Origin of the sequence: Paraburkholderia sp., assembly GCF_050742655.1 — a bacterium.
In the GTDB taxonomy this organism is placed as follows: Bacteria; Pseudomonadota; Gammaproteobacteria; order Burkholderiales; family Burkholderiaceae; genus Paraburkholderia.
Genome location: NZ_JBOIGG010000023.1, coordinates 33,859 through 56,182 on the forward strand (window position 1 = coordinate 33,859; position 22,324 = coordinate 56,182).

Annotated in this window: 18 protein-coding genes and 1 pseudogene; 11 read left to right on the top strand and 8 right to left on the bottom strand. The window is 64.8% G+C overall.

Annotated features, from left to right (window positions below):
* The 3 genes and pseudogenes from ACREXZ_RS26565 to ACREXZ_RS26575 all read left to right on the top strand — a co-directional run bounded on the left by ACREXZ_RS26565 (position 1) and on the right by ACREXZ_RS26575 (position 2,564).
* A complete protein-coding gene (locus ACREXZ_RS26565; protein ID WP_431767112.1) occupies positions 1-1,524 on the top strand; it encodes an efflux transporter outer membrane subunit in 1,524 nt (507 codons plus the stop codon).
* A gap of 361 nt (positions 1,525-1,885) precedes the next feature.
* A pseudogene (locus tag ACREXZ_RS26570) lies at positions 1,886-2,245 on the top strand (type II toxin-antitoxin system RelE/ParE family toxin); the annotation flags it as partial.
* A complete protein-coding gene (locus tag ACREXZ_RS26575; protein ID WP_431767113.1) occupies positions 2,244-2,564 on the top strand; it encodes a helix-turn-helix domain-containing protein in 321 nt (106 codons plus the stop codon). The pseudogene ACREXZ_RS26570 and the gene ACREXZ_RS26575, both read left to right, overlap by 2 nt.
* 170 nt (positions 2,565-2,734) lie before the next feature.
* On the opposite strand, the gene ACREXZ_RS26580 is transcribed toward ACREXZ_RS26575, so the two are convergent.
* Complete coding sequence (locus ACREXZ_RS26580) at positions 2,735-5,236, bottom strand: penicillin-binding protein 1A (protein WP_431767114.1); 2,502 nt, start codon at positions 5,234-5,236, stop codon at positions 2,735-2,737.
* 606 nt (positions 5,237-5,842) lie between these two features.
* Here ACREXZ_RS26580 and ACREXZ_RS26585 point away from each other — a divergent pair.
* From ACREXZ_RS26585 to ACREXZ_RS26595, 3 genes are all read left to right on the top strand, one after another.
* Positions 5,843-6,466, top strand: coding sequence for a hypothetical protein (locus tag ACREXZ_RS26585; RefSeq protein WP_431767115.1), 624 nt, complete (start codon positions 5,843-5,845; stop codon positions 6,464-6,466).
* A gap of 313 nt (positions 6,467-6,779) precedes the next feature.
* Positions 6,780-7,460 (top strand): PspA/IM30 family protein, encoded by a 681-nt coding sequence (locus ACREXZ_RS26590; RefSeq protein WP_431767116.1) that lies wholly within the window; start codon positions 6,780-6,782, stop codon positions 7,458-7,460.
* A 138-nt stretch (positions 7,461-7,598) separates the two neighbouring features.
* Positions 7,599-8,783: a tetratricopeptide repeat protein gene (locus ACREXZ_RS26595; protein WP_431767149.1), complete on the top strand. Its 1,185-nt coding sequence runs from the start codon at positions 7,599-7,601 to the stop codon at positions 8,781-8,783.
* Positions 8,784-8,881: 98 nt separating this feature from the next.
* Here ACREXZ_RS26595 and ACREXZ_RS26600 read toward each other — a convergent pair whose 3' ends face one another.
* Entirely contained in the window at positions 8,882-9,541 is a 660-nt protein-coding gene (locus tag ACREXZ_RS26600) for a TetR family transcriptional regulator (RefSeq protein ID WP_431767117.1), read from the bottom strand.
* A 157-nt stretch (positions 9,542-9,698) separates the two neighbouring features.
* Between ACREXZ_RS26600 and ACREXZ_RS26605 the strand changes: the two genes are divergently transcribed.
* Positions 9,699-11,174 carry a flavin-containing monooxygenase gene (locus tag ACREXZ_RS26605; protein WP_431767118.1) on the top strand — a complete coding sequence of 492 codons (1,476 nt, stop codon included), beginning with the start codon at positions 9,699-9,701 and terminating at the stop codon, positions 11,172-11,174.
* Between the two features lie 43 nt (positions 11,175-11,217).
* Positions 11,218-12,192, top strand: a complete 975-nt coding sequence (locus ACREXZ_RS26610; protein WP_431767119.1) for an alpha/beta fold hydrolase — start codon at positions 11,218-11,220, stop codon at positions 12,190-12,192.
* 40 nt (positions 12,193-12,232) lie between these two features.
* Here ACREXZ_RS26610 and ACREXZ_RS26615 read toward each other — a convergent pair whose 3' ends face one another.
* The gene (locus tag ACREXZ_RS26615; RefSeq protein ID WP_431767120.1) at positions 12,233-13,000 is read right to left on the bottom strand and encodes a class I SAM-dependent methyltransferase; all 768 of its coding nucleotides are present in this window, start codon (positions 12,998-13,000) and stop codon (positions 12,233-12,235) included.
* Between the two features lie 116 nt (positions 13,001-13,116).
* Positions 13,117-13,284, bottom strand: coding sequence for a hypothetical protein (locus tag ACREXZ_RS26620; protein ID WP_431767121.1), 168 nt, complete (start codon positions 13,282-13,284; stop codon positions 13,117-13,119).
* A 106-nt stretch (positions 13,285-13,390) separates the two neighbouring features.
* Here ACREXZ_RS26620 and ACREXZ_RS26625 point away from each other — a divergent pair, with 106 nt between their 5' ends.
* Positions 13,391-14,803 (top strand): methyl-accepting chemotaxis protein, encoded by a 1,413-nt coding sequence (locus ACREXZ_RS26625; protein WP_431767122.1) that lies wholly within the window; start codon positions 13,391-13,393, stop codon positions 14,801-14,803.
* Between the two features lie 63 nt (positions 14,804-14,866).
* Here the strand turns inward: ACREXZ_RS26625 and ACREXZ_RS26630 are convergent, their stop codons facing one another.
* From ACREXZ_RS26630 to ACREXZ_RS26645, 4 genes are all read right to left on the bottom strand, one after another.
* Positions 14,867-15,685 (bottom strand): ABC transporter permease subunit, encoded by an 819-nt coding sequence (locus ACREXZ_RS26630; RefSeq protein ID WP_431767123.1) that lies wholly within the window; start codon positions 15,683-15,685, stop codon positions 14,867-14,869.
* Positions 15,682-16,614 (bottom strand): ABC transporter permease subunit, encoded by a 933-nt coding sequence (locus ACREXZ_RS26635; protein WP_431767150.1) that lies wholly within the window; start codon positions 16,612-16,614, stop codon positions 15,682-15,684. The genes ACREXZ_RS26630 and ACREXZ_RS26635 overlap by 4 nt, the downstream gene beginning before the upstream one ends.
* A gap of 11 nt (positions 16,615-16,625) precedes the next feature.
* Positions 16,626-17,795 (bottom strand): ABC transporter ATP-binding protein, encoded by a 1,170-nt coding sequence (locus tag ACREXZ_RS26640; protein WP_431767124.1) that lies wholly within the window; start codon positions 17,793-17,795, stop codon positions 16,626-16,628.
* Positions 17,796-17,881: 86 nt separating this feature from the next.
* Positions 17,882-18,982 (bottom strand): polyamine ABC transporter substrate-binding protein, encoded by a 1,101-nt coding sequence (locus ACREXZ_RS26645; RefSeq protein ID WP_431767125.1) that lies wholly within the window; start codon positions 18,980-18,982, stop codon positions 17,882-17,884.
* Between the two features lie 445 nt (positions 18,983-19,427).
* On the opposite strand from ACREXZ_RS26645, the gene ACREXZ_RS26650 reads away from it, so the two are divergent.
* Complete coding sequence (locus tag ACREXZ_RS26650; protein ID WP_431767126.1) at positions 19,428-20,744, top strand: Nramp family divalent metal transporter; 1,317 nt, start codon at positions 19,428-19,430, stop codon at positions 20,742-20,744.
* Positions 20,745-20,910: 166 nt separating this feature from the next.
* Positions 20,911-22,290, top strand: coding sequence for a phospholipase A (locus tag ACREXZ_RS26655; RefSeq protein ID WP_431767127.1), 1,380 nt, complete (start codon positions 20,911-20,913; stop codon positions 22,288-22,290).
* Positions 22,291-22,324: the final 34 nt, after the last annotated feature.

Below are 22,324 nucleotides of genomic sequence, written 5' to 3' on the forward strand. Positions count from 1 at the left end.
ATGAACCACTCTGTCCTGCGCCGCACGACGGCTGCCCTCTCCGGCACTACGCTGTTTATACTCGCCGGCTGCTCGTTCGGACCGAGCGGCACACCGCCCGCGATGCCGCAACCCGTGCACTACGGCGCCGAGCCTCAGCCGCTGCGAACCGTGTCGGCCCAAGGCGTGTCGCAGCAGTTCGTCGCGGGCGCGAAGGCGGTGCCCGAATGGTGGAAGCTCTATCGCTCGGATGCGTTGAACGCGCTCGTCGACGAAGGGCTGCACCACAGCCCGACGCTCGCCGCCGCCGACAAGAGCCTTGCCGCCGCGCACGAACAGCTGCGCGCGCAGATCGGCAGCTCGATGCTGCCGACGATCGACGCCGGCGGCCAGGCCACCCGCGAACGCGCGCTCGGCATCCCCGTGTTCGGACCGAACACGGCGCTGTACAACGTGTTTGCCGGGCAGCTTCAGGCGAACTACACGCTCGATCTGTTCGGCGCGTCGCGGCTGCAGAACGCCGCGCTCGCTGCGCGCGTCGACGTGCAGGCGTTCCAGTTCGATGCGGCGCGCCGCGCGCTTGCGGCGAACATCGTGTCGGCGGCGATCAACGCGGCGACGCTGCACGCGCAGGTCGACACGACCGAACAACTCGTCGCGCTCGCGAACGATCAGGCGCGCGACACGCAGCGTCGCTACGAACTCGGTGCGGTATCGCATGCGGATCTGCTGAATGCGCAGCAGAGCGCGGCGTCGCTCACGGCGAGTCTGCCGGGACTGCGCCAGCAATGGCTCGCGACGCGCCATGCGCTCGCGGTGCTGCTCGGCCGCACGCCCGATGCCGCACCCGACGATCTCGATCTCGCCGCACTGCATGTTCCCGAGGACGTGCCCGTGTCGGTGCCGTCCGACCTGCTGCGCGCGCGGCCCGACATCCAGGCCGCGGACGCAACGCTGAAGGCAGCCGCTGCCGACGTCGGTGCTGCGACCGCGGCGATGTACCCGAGCCTGTCGTTGACGGCGTCGATGGGACGCGCCGGCTTCAGCTGGCCGCTCGCGACGTCGGGTGCCGGTGCGATCTGGAGCATCGGCGCGTCGCTGACGCAGCCGATCTTCCACGGCGGCGCGCTGCTTGCGCAACGCCGCGCGGCCAACGACACGTACCAGGCCGCGGTCGAGCAATACAGGCAGACCGTGCTCGCCGCGTTCCAGAACGTCGCCGATTCGCTTGCCGCGCTCGAACACGATGCGCAATCGCTCGATGCCGCGAGCGTCGCCGCGCGCTCGGCGCAGCAGATCTTCGACGAGACGTCCCAGCGTTATCGACTCGGCGCGGTGCCCCTGATGACCGCGCGTTCGAGCGAACAGCAGTACCGCAACGCGCGGCTCGACGAGATCCGCTACAGCGGCGCACGTCTCACCGACACCGCGGTGCTGTTTCAGGCGATGGGTAATCCGCTGCCGGACACGCCTTCGGCTTCGGCGGCCTCCGCGTCCGCGCAAACAACCGCGCCCGCGGGCAACAGCAACATTGCGAAAGACTGAACCAGAGTTATCCCCGGTTTATGTTGAAGAAGATGTGGATAACGTTCGGACAACGCGGCTAACGCGTTGTCCGGATGACGCTTTTGTACGGCGGTGCGAAATGCGTCACACGGCGGTTATCTCAAAAACGGTCACGGGTAGTAGCCCCCCATCCCTCCGATGACCAGTCATGCAAAAGGCCATCTACCAGTTGGCCTGCCCTTGCCCGGATAGAGGCGAACGGCGAACGGATTCGAGAGAGACAAGTCTGTTATGTGGTCCCGTCGCGGTGCTCCATGATCGAGCGCCTGTTGCGACACGACGGGTTGATATATGTACCACTAAGTGGTATATTTAAACCGCTCTCAGGCATCGCCGATACATGGCAAAAACGATCTCGAGAATATTCAAGACATCCTGGTTCACGAAGAACGCAAGAGTCGCTGGAATCCCCGACACTGACTTATGCAAAGCGGCGAAGGAGCTGGACATCGGCCAGGGCAACGATCTCGGCGGAAACGTCTGGAAAAAGCGGCTCGACAAGAACACAAAGCGCGGCATCGTCGTCAACAGGATCGGGGATTTCTGGGTGTTCGTGTACCTGTTCGCGAAGAGTGATCGAGAGAATATCGACGATCGCGAGCTGCGTGGCTTCAAGGCGCTTGCCCGTGACTACGGCAACGCGAAGAACGCCGACCTCGAGAGGATGCTGGCGTTGAAGGAACTCATGGAGATTTGCAATGACCAAGACCCGCTTCAGAAGCGATGCATCAGAGGCGATTCACAGCGCAGCGTCCGGTCTGCATCGCGCGAAGGTGATCGACAAGAAAACCATGCGCGAGTACGACGATCTCTGCATTGAAAAGGCACCGGAGTTCAATCCCCAGCAGATCGCCCGTATCCGGGAGGGTGTGAAGGTCAGTCAAGGCGTGTTCGCCCTGTACCTGAACACCACGGCCTCCACCGTTCGTCAATGGGAACAGGGCGACAAGAAGCCGAGCGGCATCGCGGCCCGTATGCTTCAACTTGTGCAGAAGAACGGACTGGAGATCTTTGGTTGACGATACCGTGAACGTGAGGCGCGAGCCCGCATCTATCCACAGCTTATGTTGAGAGACCTGTTGATAACACCCGGACAACCTCGCCAGGTATCTGATTGAAGACGGCTTTCGCCTGGTGACACAAGAATCGCCATACGCGGACGCACAACGCGTCCGCGTATGGCAAAACATCACGGCTTGTTCGATTCGAACAGGTCGATGATCTGCTGCTTCTCGCCCGACGACACCGTCGGCACCGGCGGCGGCGTCATGCCCGCCGGCCCGATACCGCCCACTGCGTCGGCGCCGCCCGCGAGCGGATTCGCCGCATCCATCCCGATGCTCGCGATGAAGCCGTTGCCCGGCGTCATATCCGCGTAGAACAGTTCGCCGTCGACGGTCGTCACGGTGTCCGGCATCGCCGGTTCGGCCTGCGGCACGCCGCGCAGCGCACGCTGCATGTACTCGACCCAGATCGGCAGCGCGAGCTGCGCACCGAATTCGCGGCTACCGAGGCTCTTCGGCTGGTCGTAACCCATCCACGCGACTGCGACGAGCGACTGCTGATAACCGGCGAACCAGCCGTCCTTCGCGTCGTTCGTCGTACCGGTCTTGCCCTGCAGGTCCGAACGATGCAGCACGTTCGTGCCCGCGCCGGTGCCCGCGGTCGCGACCGAATGCAGCAGGCTGTTCATGATGTACGCGTTGCGCGGCGTCAGCGTCTGCGGCGCGTCGTGGCCCGCGGTGAGCGGCTGTGCCTTCGAGATCGGCTCGCCGCGCGCATCGGTGACCTCGGAGATCAGATACGGATTGATCCGGTAGCCGCCGTTCGCGAACACCGAGTACCCACCCGCTTCCTGCAGCGGCGTGACGAGCCCGGCGCCGAGCGCCATCGGCAGATACGGCGGCGTCTTGTCCACATCGAAGCCGAAGCGCTGCGTGACGTAGTCCTGCGCGTACTTCGTGCCGATGAACGACAGGATGCGGATCGACACGAGATTCTTCGATTTCTGCAGCGCGAGTCGCAGCGGCATCGGACCGTCGGGCTGATCGTCGTCCTTCGGCTCCCAGGCGTCGCCGCCCGGTGTGGTCGCGGGGAAATACAGTGGCGCGTCGTTGATGATCGTCGCCGGTCCGAGGCCCTTGTCGAGCGCCGCCGAATAAATGAACGGCTTGAAGCTCGAACCCGGCTGACGCCATGCCTGGGTCACGTGGTTGAACTTGTTCTTGTTGAAGTCGAAACCGCCGATCAGCGCGCGGATTGCGCCGTCCTGCGGCGTCAGCGATACGAGTGCGCCTTCGACCTGCGGCAGCTGCGTGATCTGCCAGTTGCCCTTCGCGTCGGCGAGCACGCGCACGATCGAACCCGGCTTGATGCGCAGCGTCTGCGATGCGCGCGCCGACAGCGCGCCCGCCACGAAACGCAGCCCGTCACCGTTGATCGTCGCGCCGGTGCCGTCGAGGAATTGCACCTGCACTTCCTTCGGTGTCGCCGACGTGACAACCGCGGCGACGATCTCGCCGTTGTCCGGGTGATCGGTGAGCGCGTCGTCGATTGCCTGATCGCGATCGTCGCCGGGCGCCGGCAACTCGACGAAACCTTCCGGCCCGCGATAGCCGTGACGCCGCTCGTAATCCATCACGCCCTTGCGCACCGCGTCGTACGCAGCGGCCTGGTCGGCGGAATCGATCGTCGTCGTGACGTTCAGGCCGCGCGTGTAGATTTCGTCGCGGTATTGCGCGTACATCATCTGGCGCACCATTTCCGCGACGTATTCCGCGTGCACGCTGTACTCGTTGCCGGCCGTTCGCGTATGGATATCCTCCTTCACTGCCTGGTCGTACTGGTCCTGCGTGATGTACCTGAGATCGAGCATCCGCTTCAGGATGTACTCCTGGCGGATCTTCGCGCGCTTCGGATTGACGACCGGGTTATACGCGGACGGCGCCTTCGGGAGCCCTGCGAGCATCGCCGCCTGGGCAAGCGTGACGTCCTTCAGGTCGATGCCGAAATACACGCGCGCCGCCGCGGCGAAACCGTACGCACGCTCTCCCAGATAGATCTGGTTCATGTACAGCTCGAGGATCTGGTCCTTCGTCAGCGCACGCTCGATCTTGTACGCGAGCAGCATTTCGTAGATCTTGCGCGTGTAGGTCTTTTCGCTCGACAGGAAGAAGTTGCGCGCGACCTGCATCGTGATCGTGCTCGCACCCTGCGACGCGCCGCCGTGCATCAGATCCGCGACGCCCGCGCGCAGGATGCCGACGAAGTCGACGCCGCCGTGCTCGTAGAAGCGGTAGTCCTCGATCGCGAGCACCGCTTTTTTCTGCACGTCGGGAATGTCCTGGAAACGCACGAGACTGCGACGCTCTTCGCCGAATTCGCCGATCAACACGTGGTCGGCGGTATAGACGCGCAGCGGTACCTTCGGACGATAGTCGGTCAGCGCATCGAGCGACGGCAGTTGCGGGCCCATCACGACGAGCGCATAGCCGAGGATCAGCGCGCCGATCACACCGGCCGTCGCGAGCAGACCCGCGAACCACAGCACGAGCGACACCGCGAATGAACGCCCGCGTGGTGCGCGGTCGCTGCGGGATCGTCCCGGCGGATTTCCGTTATTGCGGCGAGGTTCTCGATCTCCGGACGGGCCGGGCGACTGGGAAGAATGCGGTCGTTTGATGATAGGCATGTCTGGAGTATTAGGCGCGTCGCGGCGCACCTTCTGCGCGCGGCCGCCGGTTACCGGGTATCGGCGACGCCGCGTGTTGCATACGCATGAACCATGAATCGGGACGCGGCTTTCGACGCCCTTGCGTCTGCCGGTGCAACCCCGTGAACGGCCGCGTAAATGGCCGTCCTGCGATTATCCCGTACCGGACGGTGCACGAACCGAACGCGCTACCGTCAATGTATACCGCTCACGTATCGCCATACGGCACGAAGCCCCGGTGGGCCGTATGGTGCGTGGGCAAAGGTCCCGGCGCAACCTAACAGCGCATTCTAAAGAAATCAGGCGGGCCATCCGTCGATTTTTTTGTAAGAATTCCCTCACGATGGTTCCCCATCGGGCTTCCTGTCCGTATCTCTCTCGCCTGCGTACGGTACAGTTATCAACAGAAAATGTTGAGAGCCCTGTGGACAAACCCGCCGAAAGGCGTACAACTCATTGAAGTCACGGCATTTTCATCGCGCGCCCGGTTTCGCGTCCGGGCGCCGCGTCCTATGATGAAACGATACGCGACGGCGCGCCTGTGCGCCGGGCACCGGAACGACGCCAACAAAGCACGAGCCGACCATGAGCAAGCCTACCGAACGCATCGTCGTATTCGTCACGCCCGCACAGAAACGCGCGATTGCCGCGACCGCGGAGCGCCTCGCAATCAGCGTCAGCGAACTGATGCGACGCGCGGTGCTGAGCTTCGACGCGACGAGCGAACAGGTGAAGGCGGCAAGCATCGTCGATCGCCTCAATGCGCCGCGCGAACCCGACGCACTGAACGAAGCATTGCAGCGTGCTGTACGCCCGGTTGCGAAGCCGCGCGGCGTGCGTGCAGCGGCAGCGAAACCGGCAGCGGTGCAGAAAGCGCCGGCCGATGCTGCAGCCGATACGGCAACAACCGACACACCTGAAGCACTGCCTTTCGCACAAGCATTGCGTGCGCAGCGCGACGCACTCACGCCCGACCCTGTCGACGGCACGCCAGCCGATCCGGCTATCGACGACCTTGCGGCCGCCGCGCGCGTGATCGCCGCGAAAGCCGCCGCGATCGCCGCAAACGGCTCCGCTGCGAACAGCCCCGCCGCCGATACCGCCACCAGCACAACGCGCCCCGCTCCAGCTGCACACGAACGCCGCGCGATCGATGCCGAGGAACGCGATCCACCGGGCTCGCCAACACCCGACGGCCGTTTCGCGTAGCGCGCACGGTCCGGCAAAACCCGTTCCGAAACACACACAAAAACGGTTTCGGAACATCGTTTTTGAAAGCGGCTCTTAAGACCGTTTTAAGAGAGGTCGTGGTGTAATATCCGCGGGCAGCCGGGCTGTTGCCGATGGATGGCGCGATCGACGAAGCGGTACACGCAATTTGCGGCAACGCTATTGCAATTCGTGCGAAGCGCCCCGATGTCCGGTTCGGCGTCCGCACGTGCAGTGCACGCATATCGCACAGGCCGTGGACGCGTCCGGCTATCCGTTAATCCGGTGCCGATTTCAATTCTTGGAGGGTTTCATGTCGCTTTTTGACAGCATTTCGCGCACGCTCAAGGGCTTGCTCAACGACGCCGCCGATTCCGTGCAGGACCCGTCGCGCGATTCGCGGCAAATCGTTCGCGAACTCGACGACAGCATCGCGAAGGCGGAAAACTCGCTGATCGAGATTCAGGCTCAGGTCGCAACGCAGCAAAGCAAGCGCGATGTCGCCGCCGACAAGGCGAAGAAGTACGAAGACGGCGCGAAGCGCGCGCTGCAGGGCGGCGACGAAAACCTCGCACGCGAAGCACTCAGCGCGCAAGCTAACGCCGAGACGGAACGCGATGCGCTCGCGCACGAACTCTCGACGCTCGAACCGTCGGTCGCCCAGTTGAAGCAGCAGATCGACGACATGCGCCAGCGTCGCAACGACCTGAACGCGCGTTCGAACATCCTGCAGGCAAAACAGCAGATCGCGCAGGCGAAGGACGTCGCGGCCACCGCACTCGGTGGCATCGGCGGCAAGAATCTTTCCGAAGATTTCCAGAAGCTCGAAGACAAGGTCGCGCTATCGAATGCGCGCTCGGACGCGCGGCTGAATTCCGCCGACACGAAGAGCGGCAAGGCCCTCGACGACAAGCTCGCGGATCTGAACCACGGCCCGTCGGTCGATGATCGTCTCGAAGCGTTGAAGAAGCAGTTGAATACGCCGGCGCAGTAATGCATCCGCAGTAAGACCGCGCAGTTCATCGCGCGGTACACCGGTTCTCGCCGGTCGCAGGACGGGCACCGGAGTTGCGTGCAATCCCGGTTGTTCCAAACCGAAAGGAGACGGACGGTCAGCCGTCCGGTCCGCATGATGAAGAAATTCCTCGCAGCAGCGTGTCTGTCGCTGATGCTCGCATCGGGTGCCGCTTTCGCAGCGGTGCCGACCGTGCAGCAGATCGAATCGGCGATGGCACAAGGCAACTGGCAGCAGGCCGACAGCGGCCTCACGCAGGTGCTCCAGGCGCATCCGAACAACGCACGCGCGCACTACCTGTACGCGCAGGTGCTCGACCGCGAAGGTCGCACCGCCGATGCGCTCGCACAGATCCAGCAGGCAAAGACGCTCGATCCACAGATCCGCTTCACCGATGCGTCGCGCTTCGCGCAGACCGAAGCGCGCATTCGCCGCGACGCGGAGCGCACGGGTGCGTCGACCAACACCGGCCGCACCGGCAATCCGTTCGCTCAGCAAAACGCGCCCGCGATCCAGCAACAAACCGCGCTCGCCCCGCAGGCGCCGCAACGTCACGGTCCGTCGATGGGCATGTGGATTGGCATCGTGCTCGTGTTCGGCGCGATCGCGCTGATACTGCGCTGGACGCTGCGGCGCGCACGCAACGCCACCGATACGCAAAGCGACGACGAACGCCGCGCGCAACTGAAGCGCGCAACCGAACTGCTGACTACTGTGCGCTCGCTGAAGCTCGACGTGCGTCTGTCCACCATCCCGGGACACGAGGCGCTCGAGAAAGAAGTGGAAGGCCTCGAAGCGCAGTTGCGCGAACAGGTCGAAGCGCTGTCGGGCAGCAAGAATCCCGTGCCGCCGTATCAGCTCGAAGAGCTCGAGCGCCGCGTCGCGAGCCTGCAGGCGCGCGCGGAAGGCCGTCCCGATCCGTATGCGGGCGGCAACGCGCAGACCGGCTCGGGCGACTCCGCGTTCGCGCGTGAAGCGGACGAGCGTTTTGGCCGCTCGCAGCCGCCACCGCCCTATCCTCAACAGCAACCACCCGTGATCGTTCAGCAAGGCGGCGGTTTCGGCGGCGGGATGGGCGGTTTGCTGACCGGCGTGCTGCTCGGTGAAGTGCTCAATTCCGGCCGCGATCGCGTGGTCGAACGCGACGTGATCGTCGACGACGAAACGCGCAAGCGCGGCGGTGGCGACAATGGCAATCTCGACTTCGGCCAGGGCTCGAACGACTGGAACGACGGTGGCTCGGGTGGCGGCGATGTCGACATGGGCAGCAACGACGATTCGGGTGGCTGGAGCGATACCTGATCCCTGACGCCTGCGCTTCCATGTAACGCAAGAAGCAACGCAAGACAAAACACCCTGCGCGCCTCACGGCCCGCAGGGTGTTTTTTCGTCAGGCCAGTTTAAGCTCGCGCCTCGTGCTGCGCGAGCACCATCGCGCCTGCGAACAACCTCACGATGAAACGCTCCGCGTAATCGACGAGCGCGTCGCGATGCGCGGCGTTGACGATGTATTCGTGCGACAGGTGGAACAGCTGCAGCACGATCTGCGTGCAGATTTCATCGACCGTTTCGCGCGACAGCGTAGGCATCAGGTTCAACTGCACGACGTCGTCGGCCATTTCAGCGGATACCTCATGCAGGTTCGCGCGCACCGCGTCGCGCAGTGCCGGCGACGTGCCGTGATATTCGGCGAGCGCGCTGAGAAACGCATCGCGGTTATCGAGCGCGAATGCGAAGAACGCGGCGGACGCGCGACGCGGCACGCTGAGCGGCTCGTCATGCGCGGCGAGCCAGCGCTCGCGTCGCAGCATCGGCCGTAGCCGCCGGCTTACCCATTCGACGGCCTCGCGCGCGAGCGCATCGAGCGTGTCGAAGTGCCGGTAAAACGTGTTCGGATTAAGCCCCGCCTCACGCGCGAGTTCGCGCAGACCGAGCGTCGCGAAGCTGCGGCCGCCGGCCGTCAGCCGCAACGCGGCCTCGATCAGCTTGCGCTTGCCGGGCGCGAGGTCCGGGTCGGGATCGACGTCCAGAGCGGGCGGGATATCGGCAGCGGAATTCATGGTGTGCTGGTTGGGGAGCGCCAGGTGCGGCATTCAATATCGATAGATCGCACTGTAAACGATCTTGACGCGAAGTGTACAGTTGTCTACCCTCTGCGTCATAAGGTAGACATATGTCTACGTAGACTGAATTCGACCCGAGACGCCCTGGATGACCATGAGCCCTACCCGCCCCCGTATCGCGATCGTCGGCAGCGGCTTTGCGGGCATCGGCATGGCGATCCGGCTCCTGCGCATGGGGCTCACGTCGTTCACGATCTACGAGGCGGCCGGCGACATCGGCGGCACCTGGCGCGACAACACTTACCCCGGCGCCGCGTGCGACGTGCCATCGCATCTGTATTCGTTTTCATTCGAGCCGAATCCCGGCTGGTCGCGCGCATTCGGCGGCCAGGCCGAGATCCTCACGTACCTGAAGCACTGCGTGCGCAAATACGGTCTCGCGCCTTATCTGCGCTGCAACGCACCGGTGCACGCCGCGCGCTTCGATGAAACGCGTCAGGTGTGGCAGCTGGATATCGGCAGCGCCGATGGTGACGCTGAACAGATCGAAGCCGACGTCGTGATCGCCGCGAGCGGCCCGCTGTCGCGTCCGGCGATGCCGCAGATCGACGGTCTCGAGCGCTTCGAAGGCAAGCTGTTTCATTCCGCGCGCTGGGACCACGCGTATCCGCTCGAAGGCAAACGGGTCGCGGTGATCGGCACCGGCGCGAGCGCGATCCAGTTCGTGCCGCAGATCCAGCCGCGCGTCGCGCAGCTTGCGCTGTTCCAGCGCACGCCACCGTGGATCATGCCGAAGCCCGACAAGCCGGTCGGCCCGCGGATGCAGTGGCTGTTCCACCATCTGCCGTTCACACAGCGCTTCGTGCGCGGCGCGATCTACTGGCAGCTGGAATCGCGCGCGGTCGCGTTCGTCGTGAATCCGAAGCTGATGAAGCTGCCGATGAAGTTCAGCCTCGGCTATCTGCGACGCCGCGTGCCGGACCCGGCGCTGCGCGCGAAGCTCACGCCGGATTACCTGCTCGGCTGCAAGCGCGTGCTGCTATCGAGCGACTACTATCCGGCGCTCGGTCAGCCGAACGTCGACGTCGTCACGACGTCGATCCGCGAGATCGTCGCCGATGGCGTCGTCACCGCGGACGGCACGCACTACCCGGCCGACACGATCATCTGCGGCACCGGCTTCCAGGTGAACGACTACGGTGCGCCGTTCGACGTGACTGGCATCGGCGGCGCGGATCTCGGCGCGAAATGGCTGCGCGACGGACCCGAGGCGTACCTCGGCACGAGCGTCGCCGACTTCCCGAACTTCTTCATCATGGTCGGTCCGAACACCGGACTCGGCCACAACTCGATGATCTACATGATCGAGTCGCAAGTGCAGTACATCGCCGAATGCCTGCGCGAACTCGCGCGGCAAGGCGCACGCACGATGAACCTGCGGCACGACGTGCAGCGCGACTTCAACGCACGCCTGCAGCACGAAATGCGCCACGCGGTATGGACGACCGGCTGCCGCAGCTGGTACCAGACGAAGAGCGGCAAGGTCACCGCGCTGTGGCCGGGCTTCACGTTCAGCTTCCGGCGCAGGACGCGGCGCGTGCGCGCGGACGATTACCGGTTTGCGCGGTAGCGGCTCATTCGATTCGAACATTCAAACGATTGGAGACGCAAGCATGACCAGCCTCGAATCCATTTCCCCCACGCAGCCGGCATCGTTGCCGCGCCGCTCGCTCGCCGCGCGTCTCGGCATCGTCAGCGTGCCGCGCGCCGAACTGCGACGGCGCTACACGCAGACCGGCTCGAAGTTCGTGCAGATCATGGGCGCCGACGTGCACTATGTCGAACAGGGCACGGGTCCGCAGACGCTCGTGCTGATCCACGGTTTCGCCGCGTCGCTGCATACGTGGGACGGTGTCGCCGACGATCTCGCGCGCGATCATCGCGTAATCCGTGTCGACCTGCCGCCGTTCGGCGTGACCGGTCCGCTGCGCGACACAGCCGGCCGCATCGAGACGATGAACATCGGCGCGTACCGGCGTTTCATCGATACCTTCATGCAGGCGGTCGGCGCGACCCGCGCGACGCTGATCGGCAATTCGCTCGGCGGGCTGATCGCGTGGGACTACGCGGTGCGTCATCGCGACGCGGTGGAGCGGCTGGTGCTGATCGACTCGGCCGGCTTCCCGATGAAGCTGCCGATCTATATCGATCTGTTCAACCACGCACTCGTGCGCGTCACGTCGCCGTGGTGGCTGCCCGAGATGATCGTAAAGAGCGCGGTGCGCAATGTGTACGGCGATCCGCGCAAGCTGACGGCGCCGGTATTGCGACGCTACGTCGACTTCTTCCACGGCGAGGACACGCGCGAGGCGATCGGCAAGATGGTGCCGACGCTCGATTTTCGCGAACTGGACACCGACGTGCTGAAGACACTCGACGTGCCCGCGCTGGTGCTGTGGGGCGCGAAGGACCGCTGGATTCCGCCCGCGCACGCGGCCGAATTCGCGCGCCGCATTCCGGGCGTGCAGTCGATCATGTACCCGTCGTTCGGCCACGTTCCGATGGAAGAATCGCCGGCCGACGTGCTGCGCGATCTGCGCGCGTTTCTTGCGCGTACGTCGGGCGGTGTGGCGCTTCGGCCGGCGTGAGTCGCGCGGTTAGCCATGTAGCGCTGACCACACGCCCGCTTCAAACGTCCGCCCGCCCCACATAAACCCGAGTCTCGTACGCGAACTCGACCGTGCCGTTTTCCTCGGCGCGGTCGAACAGCTCACGCAACGCGTCGAGCAGCGGCGCGTAGTTCGGGTGCCCTTCTTTCGGTGCATACGACGACGACATCAGCCGCCCCTTCAGGCCGTCGAAATCGAGCCGCTGTCCGTTCGGAAACACCGCGTTCGCGATGAACGCAGGACCGAACCAGCGGGCCATCGACGCGTCGTCCGCATAGGTATCGGCCACCGCGCGGTAGTCGACGCCGTAGCGCTGCAGCAGCGCCTCATAGTCGGCGAGAAACACCGAGCCGTCGAGTAGCCGGCTGTTCCAGAACAGCGCGATGCGTCCTTGCGGCGTCAGGATGCGCGCGAATTCCTTACGCACCGTCACCGGATTGAACCAGTGGAACGCCTGCGCGGCGATCACCAGATCGACGCTCGCGTCGGGCAGCGTCGTCGCTTCGGCGGTGCCCGCGACGCTGCGAAAGTGCGCGTCGCCGCCGAGCCATGCATCGGCGGCCGAACGCATCGCGTCGTTCGGCTCGACCGCGACGACTGGATGGCCCGCGTCGACGAACAGCTTCGACGAAATGCCGGTGCCTGCGCCGATATCGGCCACCTGCGCGTCCGGCGCAACGTCGCACCGCTCGTGCAGAAAGCGCACGACGTCGTGCGGATAGGTGGGCCGGTAGCGGACGTAGTCGGCGACGCGGTCGGTGAAGCGCTGGGTCGAATCGAGGCTCATCGGAAGTCCTGTCGTAGCGGTCAATCGCAGCGGGCCGGCAAGCCCGGGCGCAATGGGATTCAACAGTGGGATTCAACGTTACCCGAGTTCGCGGGCACCTGCATGACGCCGGGCTTTCAACCGCCGCCGAGAAAGCGCAGCAGATCCCACACAAAGCGGCAGACGAGCACGATCAGCTCCCACAGCTGAACCAGCTGCTGCCAGAGTCCGACGCGCCAGAGTCCTTCGATCATTCCCATCGCCGTGATATGCCGCGATGCGGCCTGTGTGAGTCGAATCCGCATGATATCGGTCCGGCGTCCGCGGGACATCCCGTATCAAGTTCCCATGTGTTACGCCGTAAACGCGAACAGCAACCATGCTGCATGGGACCCTCGAGGAGACACCCGTATGCCGCGCTTCAGTCTTCGCCGCCTGCGCCCGACGACACGCTCTCAGGCCGTGGTCGGCGACATCGCCGCCCAGGCGGGCAAACTCGGCATCGAGATCTGCGATGTGTCGGGCCATGTCGACGAGGTTGCCGCGCGCGTCCAGGACCAGGCACGGGTCTGCCGCTCGCTGCGCGAATCGGCGGCGCAGACGCTGGCGGGCAACCACCGGATCGCCGAAGCCGCGCGCGAGATGCGCAGCGTCAGCGCGCAGGCCGCGACAAGTGTCGGCGCATCGCGGCAGACGCTCGAGACGTCGCTGGCCGATATTCACGGGCTGGTCGAAGGCGTCACCGCAATCGAAAGCCAGATCGGCACACTGCGCGCCGCGCTCGCGCACGTGAGCCGCGTGTCGGAGGAAATCTCGCTGATCGCGCGGCAGACGCACCTGCTTGCACTGAACGCGGCAATCGAAGCCGCACGCGCCGGCGAATCGGGCAAGAGCTTCGCGGTGGTCGCGGCCGAAGTGAAAAATCTGTCGGCGAAAACCGCGCAGGCTACCGGCCAGATCGAAACCACGCTCGCGCAACTCACGCAGCAGACCGAACAACTGATCGCCGAAGGCTCGGTCAACACCGAGCGCGCGCATCGCGTGCGCGAAGGTACGCGGATGATCGGCGAAGTCGTGCATTCGACCGGTCACGCGATCACCCGGCTCGACGACGAGGCGAACCAGATCGCCGCGCTCACCGGCGAGATCGAGACGCAGTGCAATGGGCTCGAAGCGCAGGTGCTGGAGATCGCGGGCGGCGTCGAGGATTCGAGCGAAAACTTCGTGCAGGCAAAGAACCGGCTCGGCAATCTGCTCGGCGTATCGGAAACGCTGCTCGAGCTGACTGCGGCCGCCGGCATCGAGACCGCCGACACGCCGTTTATCGAAGCCGCGCTGCACGCGGCCGCGCGGGTCAGCAAGCTCTTCGACGCGGCGGTCGCGCGCGGCGAGATCGCGCTCGACGATCTGTTCGACACGCATTACGAGCCGATTCCCGGCAGCGATCCGGCGCAGTTCGTGACGCGCTTCACCGCATTCACCGACCGTGTGCTGCCGGCGATCCAGGAGCCCGTGCTCGAACTTGATTCGCGCATCGTGTTCTGCGCGGCCGTCGACACGCACGGCTATCTGCCGACGCACAATCTGAAGTTTTCGCACCCGCAGCGCGCGGACCCGGTGTGGAATGCGGCGAACGCCCGCAACCGGCGGCTGTTCGCGGATCGCACCGGCCTCGCCGCGGGCACGCACACGAAGCGCTTCCTGCTGCAGACGTACCGGCGCGACATGGGCGCCCACACATTCGTGCTGATGAAAGACGCGTCGGCGCCGATCTATGTCGGTGGGCGCCATTGGGGCGGCTTCAGGATCGCCTACAAGGTTTGACGGAGCGGGAGTGCCTGTGCCTGAGTGCGATGCGGGAGGGGGCACGCATCGCACTGCCGCTCGTCAGACCGCCTCAGCAACACGACGCTTTTCCGCGCGCTGCATGAAGTGATTCGCGACGATCACACCGACCGTCACGACCGCGATGAACAAGGTAGCCAGCGCGTTCATCTCGGGATTCAGCCCGAGCCGCACGCGCGAGAACACGACGAGCGGCAACGTCGTCGAGCCGGGACCCGACAGGAACGCCGACAGCACGAGGTCGTCGATCGACAGCGTGAACGACAGCAGCCAGCCCGCGATCAGCGCCTGCGAGATCAGCGGCAGCGTGATCGCGAAGAACACGCGCAGCGGCGTCGCGCCGAGATCGAGCGCGGCCTCTTCGAGCGACGGATGCAGCTCCCGCACGCGCGACTGCACGATGATCGCGACATACGAAATGCACAGCATGACGTGGCCGATCCAGATCGTGAAGATGCCCCGCCCCGCCGGCCAGCCAAACCACTTTTCCATTTCGATGAAAAGCAGCAGCAGCGAGATGCCCTGAATCACCTCGGGGATCACGAGCGGCGCGTTGATCATCCCGCTGTACAGCGTGAAGCCGCGAAAGCGGCCCATCCGCGCCATCACGAAGCCGGCCCACGTACCGATGACCACCGACGCGAACGCGGTAAAGAGCGCGATGCGCAGCGACAGCCACGCGGCCGCGATCAGCTCGTCGTCCTGCAGCAGCGCCGCGTACCAGCGGGTCGAGAAATGCGTCCATACCGTGACGAGTTGCGACTCATTGAACGAATAGACGACGAGGCTGACGATCGGTATGTACAGGAACAGGAAGCCGATGCCGAGCGCGATGAACTGGAAGATGCGATTCGGTTTCATCGCTGTTTCTCCTCCAGCGCCTTCGCCTGCGAGTACTGGAAGAATGCCATCGGCACGAGCAGCAGCAGCACCATCGCACACGTCACGGCGGAAGCCATCGGCCAGTCCGCGTTGTCGAAGAACTCATTCCACATCACGCGACCGATCATCAGCGTGTTCGCGCCGCCGAGCAGTTCCGGAATCACGTACTCGCCGACCGCCGGAATGAACACCAGCAGGCAGCCCGCGATGATGCCGTTCTTCGATAGCGGCAGCGTGATCTGCCAGAACGCCTTCCACGGTTTGGCGCCCAGATCGTACGCGGCCTCGAGCAGCGTCATGTCCATCTTGACGAGGTGCGCGTACAACGGCATCACGAGGAACGGCAGGTACGAATACACCATGCCGATATAGACCGCCGCGTTCGTGTGATACAGCTCGATCGGCGAATGAATGAGACCGATCGACATCAGGAAGTTGTTCAGCAAGCCATTGTTCTTCAGGATGCCGATCCACGCATACACGCGGATCAGGAACGACGTCCAGAACGGCAGCATCACCGCCATCATCAGGATGTTGCGCGTGGCCGGGTTCGAGCGCGCGATGTAGTACGCCATCGGATAGCCGAGCAGCAGGCACAGCAGCGTCGAGATCGCCGCGACGACCACCGAGTTCACGTAGGTCGCGAAATACAGGCTGTCGGTGAGCAGGAACGCGTAGTGCGACAGGTCGAGTGCGAGGTGGACGAAACCGTCCTTGAACGTCAGCAGCTCGGTGTACGGCGGAATCCCGAGCCGCAGATCCGCGAAGCTGATCTTCACGACCAGCAGGAACGGCACGAGGAAGAACAGCAGCAGCCAGATGAACGGCCCCGCGACGACGGCCGTGCGGCCCGTCAGGTTGAAGCGCTTCACCGGCCACGCGACGAGCGCATTGAATGCGCGCTTCATAACGTTTCGCTTCATGACGTCAGCACGACGCCGGCGGACGCGCTCCAGCGCACGTACACCTCGTCGCCCCACACCGGCGAATCGATCTCGGTCAGCGCAAGGCTCGACACGTTCGCGATCACCGTCTTGCCGCCGTCGAGCTTCACGTGATACAGCGAATAGCCGCCCATGTACGCGACGTTCGACACGACGCCCTTGCCCCAGTTGGTTGCACCCTCGGGCGGCTTGCGCGTGAGCGCGATGCGCTCGGGGCGCACCGAGATCGTCACCGGCATGCCGAGCGGCCCGGTAATGCCGTGGCTCACGTACAGGCGGCACGGCAGGTCCGGCGTTTCGATGAACACGTGATCGGGTTCATCTTCGACGACGTTGCCGTCGAACAGGTTCGTCGAGCCGATGAACTCCGCCGAGAAGCGGCTGTTCGGAAACTCGTAGACCTCGTGCGGCGTGCCGAGCTGCACGATCTCGCCTTCGCTCATCACCGCGAGGCGGTTCGCCATCGTCATCGCCTCTTCCTGATCGTGCGTGACCATCATGCAGGTCACGCCGACCTTGTCGAGGATGTTGACCAGCTCGATCTGCGTACGCTGGCGGATCTGCTTGTCGAGCGCGGACATCGGCTCGTCGAGCAGCAGCAGCTTCGGCCGCTTCACCAGCGAGCGCGCGAGCGCCGCGCGCTGCTGCTGGCCGCCCGACAGCTGGTGCGGCTTGCGCTTCGCGTAGCGCGCCATCTGCACGAGTTCGAGCGCGGTCTGTACGCGTTCCTTCAGTTCTGTTTTCGGCACGCCTTCCTGCTTCAGGCCGAATGCAACGTTCGATTCGACCGTCATGTGCGGAAACAGCGCGTACGACTGGAACATCATGTTCACGGGCCGACGGTACGGCGGCAACTGCGCAAGATCCTCGCCATCGATCAGGATCTTGCCCGACGTGACCGATTCGAGACCGGCCATCATCCGCAGCAGCGTCGACTTGCCGCAGCCCGAACTGCCGAGCAGCGCGAACAGCTCGCCTTTGCGGATCGACAGGTTCACCTGTTTGACGGCAACCGTCTCGCCGAATTTCTTCACCACGTCGACGATCTGCACGAAGTTTTCGGCGGGCTCTCCCGCTATGCCCACGCTGTCGCGGGGCGATACGATGGCTGCGGCCGCGGCCGGTACGCTCGACTGGTCACTCATGATCGCTTGCTTCTCACCTGCGTTTGACGAACAAAGCCCCCGGCGGAGACCGAGGGCTTCGGGAAATGACCTGGCGGCCGTTGCGTCTAGCGACCGGACTTGAATTCTGTCCAGAGCCGCGTCTGCAGGCGCTGGATTTCGGGCGGCAACGGCTTCATCAGGAACAGCGTCTTCACGACGTCCTGCGGCGGATAGACAGCCGGATCGTTTGCGACATCCTTGTCGACGTACTTGCGGGCTTCCGCGTTCGCGCTCGGATAGTAGACGGCGTTCGTGATCGCAGCGTGGACCTGCGGCGTCTCGATGTAGTTGATCCATTCGAGTGCGGCTTCCTTGTGCTTCGCGTCCTTCGGAATCGCCATCACGTCGAACCACACGGGCGCGCCGCCCTGCGGGATGTAGTACTCGATCTTGTACGGCTTCTTCGCTTCGAGCGCGCGATGCTTCGCGATCACGACGTCGCCCGAATAGCCGTACGCGAAGCACACGTCGCCGCCGACCAGATCGTTGATGTAGCCCGACGAGTTGAACTGCGTGATGTACGGACGGATTTTCTTCAGCATCTCGAGCGCGGCGCGGTAATCGGCCGGGTTCGTGCTCATCGGATCCTTGCCGATGTAGTGCAGCGCGGCGGCGAACATCTGGTCGGGCGCGTCGAGCACCGACACGCCGCAGGCCTTCAGCTTCGAGATGTTCTCCGGCTTGAACAGCACGTCCCAGCTATTGAGCGGCACGTTCGCGCCGAGGATCTTCTGCGCCCTGGTCACGTTGTAGGCGAGGCCGGTCGTGCCGTACGCCCACGGCACCGTGTACTGGTTGCCCGGGTCCGCGCCTGCGACCAGCGCCATCAGCGCGGGGTCGAGGTACTTGAGGTTCGGCAGCTTCGATTTGTCGAGCGGCGCGAAGATGCCGGCGGCGATCTGCTTGCCCGCGTAGTTGCTCGTCGGCACGACGATGTCGTAGCCGGAGTTGCCGGTGAGGAGCTTGGCCTGCAGCGTGTCGTCGCTGTCGTAGTTGTCGTACTGGACCTTGACGCCGGTCTGTTTCGTGAAGTTCGGGATGGTATCTTTGGCGATATAGTCCGACCAGTTGTACACGTTCAGCTGCGTGTCCTTCGCTGCCGCCGACACCCAGGGCATCGCGCACAGCACCAGCGCCGCCACACTGCCCATCACCTGTTTCTTCATCCCGCTCTCCGTTGCTGACCGGCTCGAACCGGTCGCCTGTCTCGCTCATGCCGCGCGCTGATGGTCCATGGGCCCATGGGTCCACGCACGGCACCCCTGAAAAATTCGAAAACTACCATCAATTGCCGCGTGCGCCAAAAAAAATGCCGGGCTGTCGCACAAAGGGTACACGCTCAAGCCAGCCACCATGCGGGTCGCGGCCAGTCGCGCGCATTTCGCGTCGCGCTAAAACGGCGGCAATTTTAACGGGTTATGCGCGCGTGTCCATGCGAAAAAAAATAGGTCGCCGCCGCATGCCGCGATTGACGCGATCCCGCATGCATATGAACGCACCGGCAGCAGGGAAATCGCGGCGCGAACGCCAGCGGCGCGCACAATAGATCAGGCCGTGCACTCCGCCTGCATCAGGTGTAGATCACGCAGGCTTTACCGCCACAGGTCCGTCATGAACAGCAACCCGTTCGCGCTGCGCCCCGATCGACCGCCGCGTCCGCCTCGCCCACCGCGCGACGGCGAACCGCGGACGGGCGCGCGCGGGTTCCCGTTCATCGGCGCCGGCGCGCTGATCGCGGTCGGCTACATGGACCCGGGCAACTGGGCGACCGCGCTCGCGGGCGGCGCGGCCTACGGCTACCAGTTGCTCAGCGTCGTGCTGCTGTCAAGCCTGATGGCGATGCTGCTGCAATGGCTATCGTCGCGACTCGGCGTCGTCACCGGACGCGATCTCGCGCGGCTCTGCCGCGAACGCAACAGCCGGGCCGTCACGCTGTGCCTGTGGATCTCGAGCGAGATCGCGATCGTCGCGTGCGACGTCGCCGAAGTGGTCGGTAGCGCGGTCGCACTGCAACTGCTGCTCGGCGTGTCGCTGACGGTGGGCGTGCTGCTGTCCGCGGTCGGCACGCTCGCGATGCTCGCGCTGCAGCGCTCCGGCAAGCGCACGCTCGAAGCGACCGTGGCGTCGCTGATCGTGTTCGTCGGGCTGTGCTTCGTCGTCGAACTCGCGCTCGCGCGGCCGGACTGGCATGCGGCGCTCGCGGGCACCGTGCCGGGCCCCGAACTGCTGCGCAACGCGGGCATGGTGTGGCTCGCAGCCGGCATCCTTGGCGCGACCGTGATGCCGCACAACCTCTATCTGCACGCGGCGCTCGTGATGAAGCACGCGCCAGGCGGCACACGCAGCGAAATCGCCGGGGCGCTGCGCGGTGTGAATCTCGATACGTTCGTGTCGCTGTCGATCGCGTTCGTGATCAACGCGGCGCTGCTGATCGTCGCGGCTGCGGTGTTCTACACGAGCGGCCATCGCGACGTGACCGATCTCGCCGACGCGCATCGTCTGATCGCACCGCTCGTCGGGTCGCACTGGGCGAGCATCCTGTTCGCGGCCGCGCTGCTCGCGTGCGGCCTGAATGCGACCGTGACCGGCACGCTCGCGGGCCAGGCGGTGATGGAAGGCTTCCTGCGCCTCACGCTGCCGCGCTGGCAACGCGCGCTGCTCACACGTGCGCTCGCGATGGGGCCCGCCCTGCTCGCGGTCGGGCTGTTCGGTCAGCACGGCTCGAACCAGTTGCTGGTCGCGAGTCAGGTCGTGCTGAGCGTGCAACTGCCGCTGGCGGTCTTCCCGCTGATCCGCTATTCGTCCGACCCGGTGCTGATGCGCGACTGGCGTGTGCGTGGGACGCCGCTCGTGCTGGCGTGGCTGTCGGCGGCGGCGATCCTTGTGCTCAACGGTGCGCTGCTGTGGCAGGTCGCGACGGGTGCGTGAAGCGGACGTGCAGCTGCGTTGGTGGGTTGAAGGCTCGCTCGCAGGCTCGTTGTAAACCATCGCCTACAATGCGGGTTCGAAGGGCGTTGCCGTGTCTTCGTGCCGACGCACCGCTCGCGAACCGCACGCCCGCTTCAATCCGGACCCACAGGACCACGGACAGCCCATGCGCCTGAACGACCTGCTCACCCGCGACCCCGCTTCTCCCGCTTCCCCGGTTTCTTCCCTTCGATCCACGCTGCACGCGCGATGTGCCCGCCGCACGCATCACACATTGCATACGCTGCTCGTCGCCGCGACGCTGTGCGCGGGTACTGCGCACGCAACCGTCGCAATGCTTCAGCCGCCGCGTGAAGCCGCGTTGAACGAGCCGCTGCAGCTCACGCTGCTCTATTCGGCGGACGACGGTCAGCCGCTCACGGTCACCGTTCCGCCGACGCTGCACGTGACGCTCACGATCGGCGATGCGTCGCCGCAGCGGCTCGACCTCACACGCGACGCCGCCGTGCCCGCCACGCTGCAACTGCAGGCGGGTCAGTTCCGCAAGGTGCGCTTCTCCGCCGCATGGCCGAAGACGGCACGCGGCGTAGTCCGTATCGATCCGGTGGGTTTCGATGCGTCGGCTGCGCTCGTCGCGATCAATCGCGGCCCGCAGCAGGATGCGGTCGCGCAGGCCGAGCGCGCCGAAGCGCAGGCGACGACGCCCGCGCAGGTCGCGGCCGCGCATGCGGCGGTCGCGGCGGACGGCAAGCCGGTGACCGCACAGACCACCCCGACCGGCGACGAACTCGTGCCGCCAGGCGATTCGCTCGCGACCACCGGACGCGGCGTGCTATCGCACATCTCGTACTTCGAGCCGATGTACTTCGGTGTGGGCCGCAACGGCGACACGACCGCGCGTTTCCAGTTCAGCTTCAAGTACCGCATCCTGATGCCCGACGATCTGCACTCGAAGGCGTTCGTCGACAACCTCTATTTCGCGTACACGCAGACATCGATCTGGGATCTGTCCGCCGACTCGAAACCATTCCGCGACACGAGCTACGAGCCGCAACTGTTCTACTACCTGCCCGATACGGGCTGGCGCAGTTCGTGGTTCACACGGATGGGCATCGCCGCCGGCATCGGACACGAATCCAACGGCAAGGCCGGCTCGGACTCGCGCAGCATCAACATCGCGTTCGTGCGCCCGACGTGGGAATTCGGCGACCTGAGCGCGAACCACCTGACCGTGTCGCCGAAGTTCTATTACTACCTCGAGAAGAGCGACAACCCCGATATCGCAGACTATCGCGGCTACGTCGACCTGCTCGTCAAGTACGGCAGCCCTGACGGCCTGCAGCTCGCGACGACGCTGCGCAAGGGCACGAAACACTGGTACGGCAGCGTCGACACGCAGCTCACCTACCCGGTCGCGAAACTGCTCGGCAGCGCGTGGGGCGGCTATCTGTGGGTCGGCTATTTCAACGGCTACGGCGAGGACATCCTCGACTACAACAATCGCCAGCACTGGATCGCGCGGATCGGCTATAGCATCGCGCGCTAACGGTATGGGTTTGGGCTGGCGTCGCGGCCGTTTC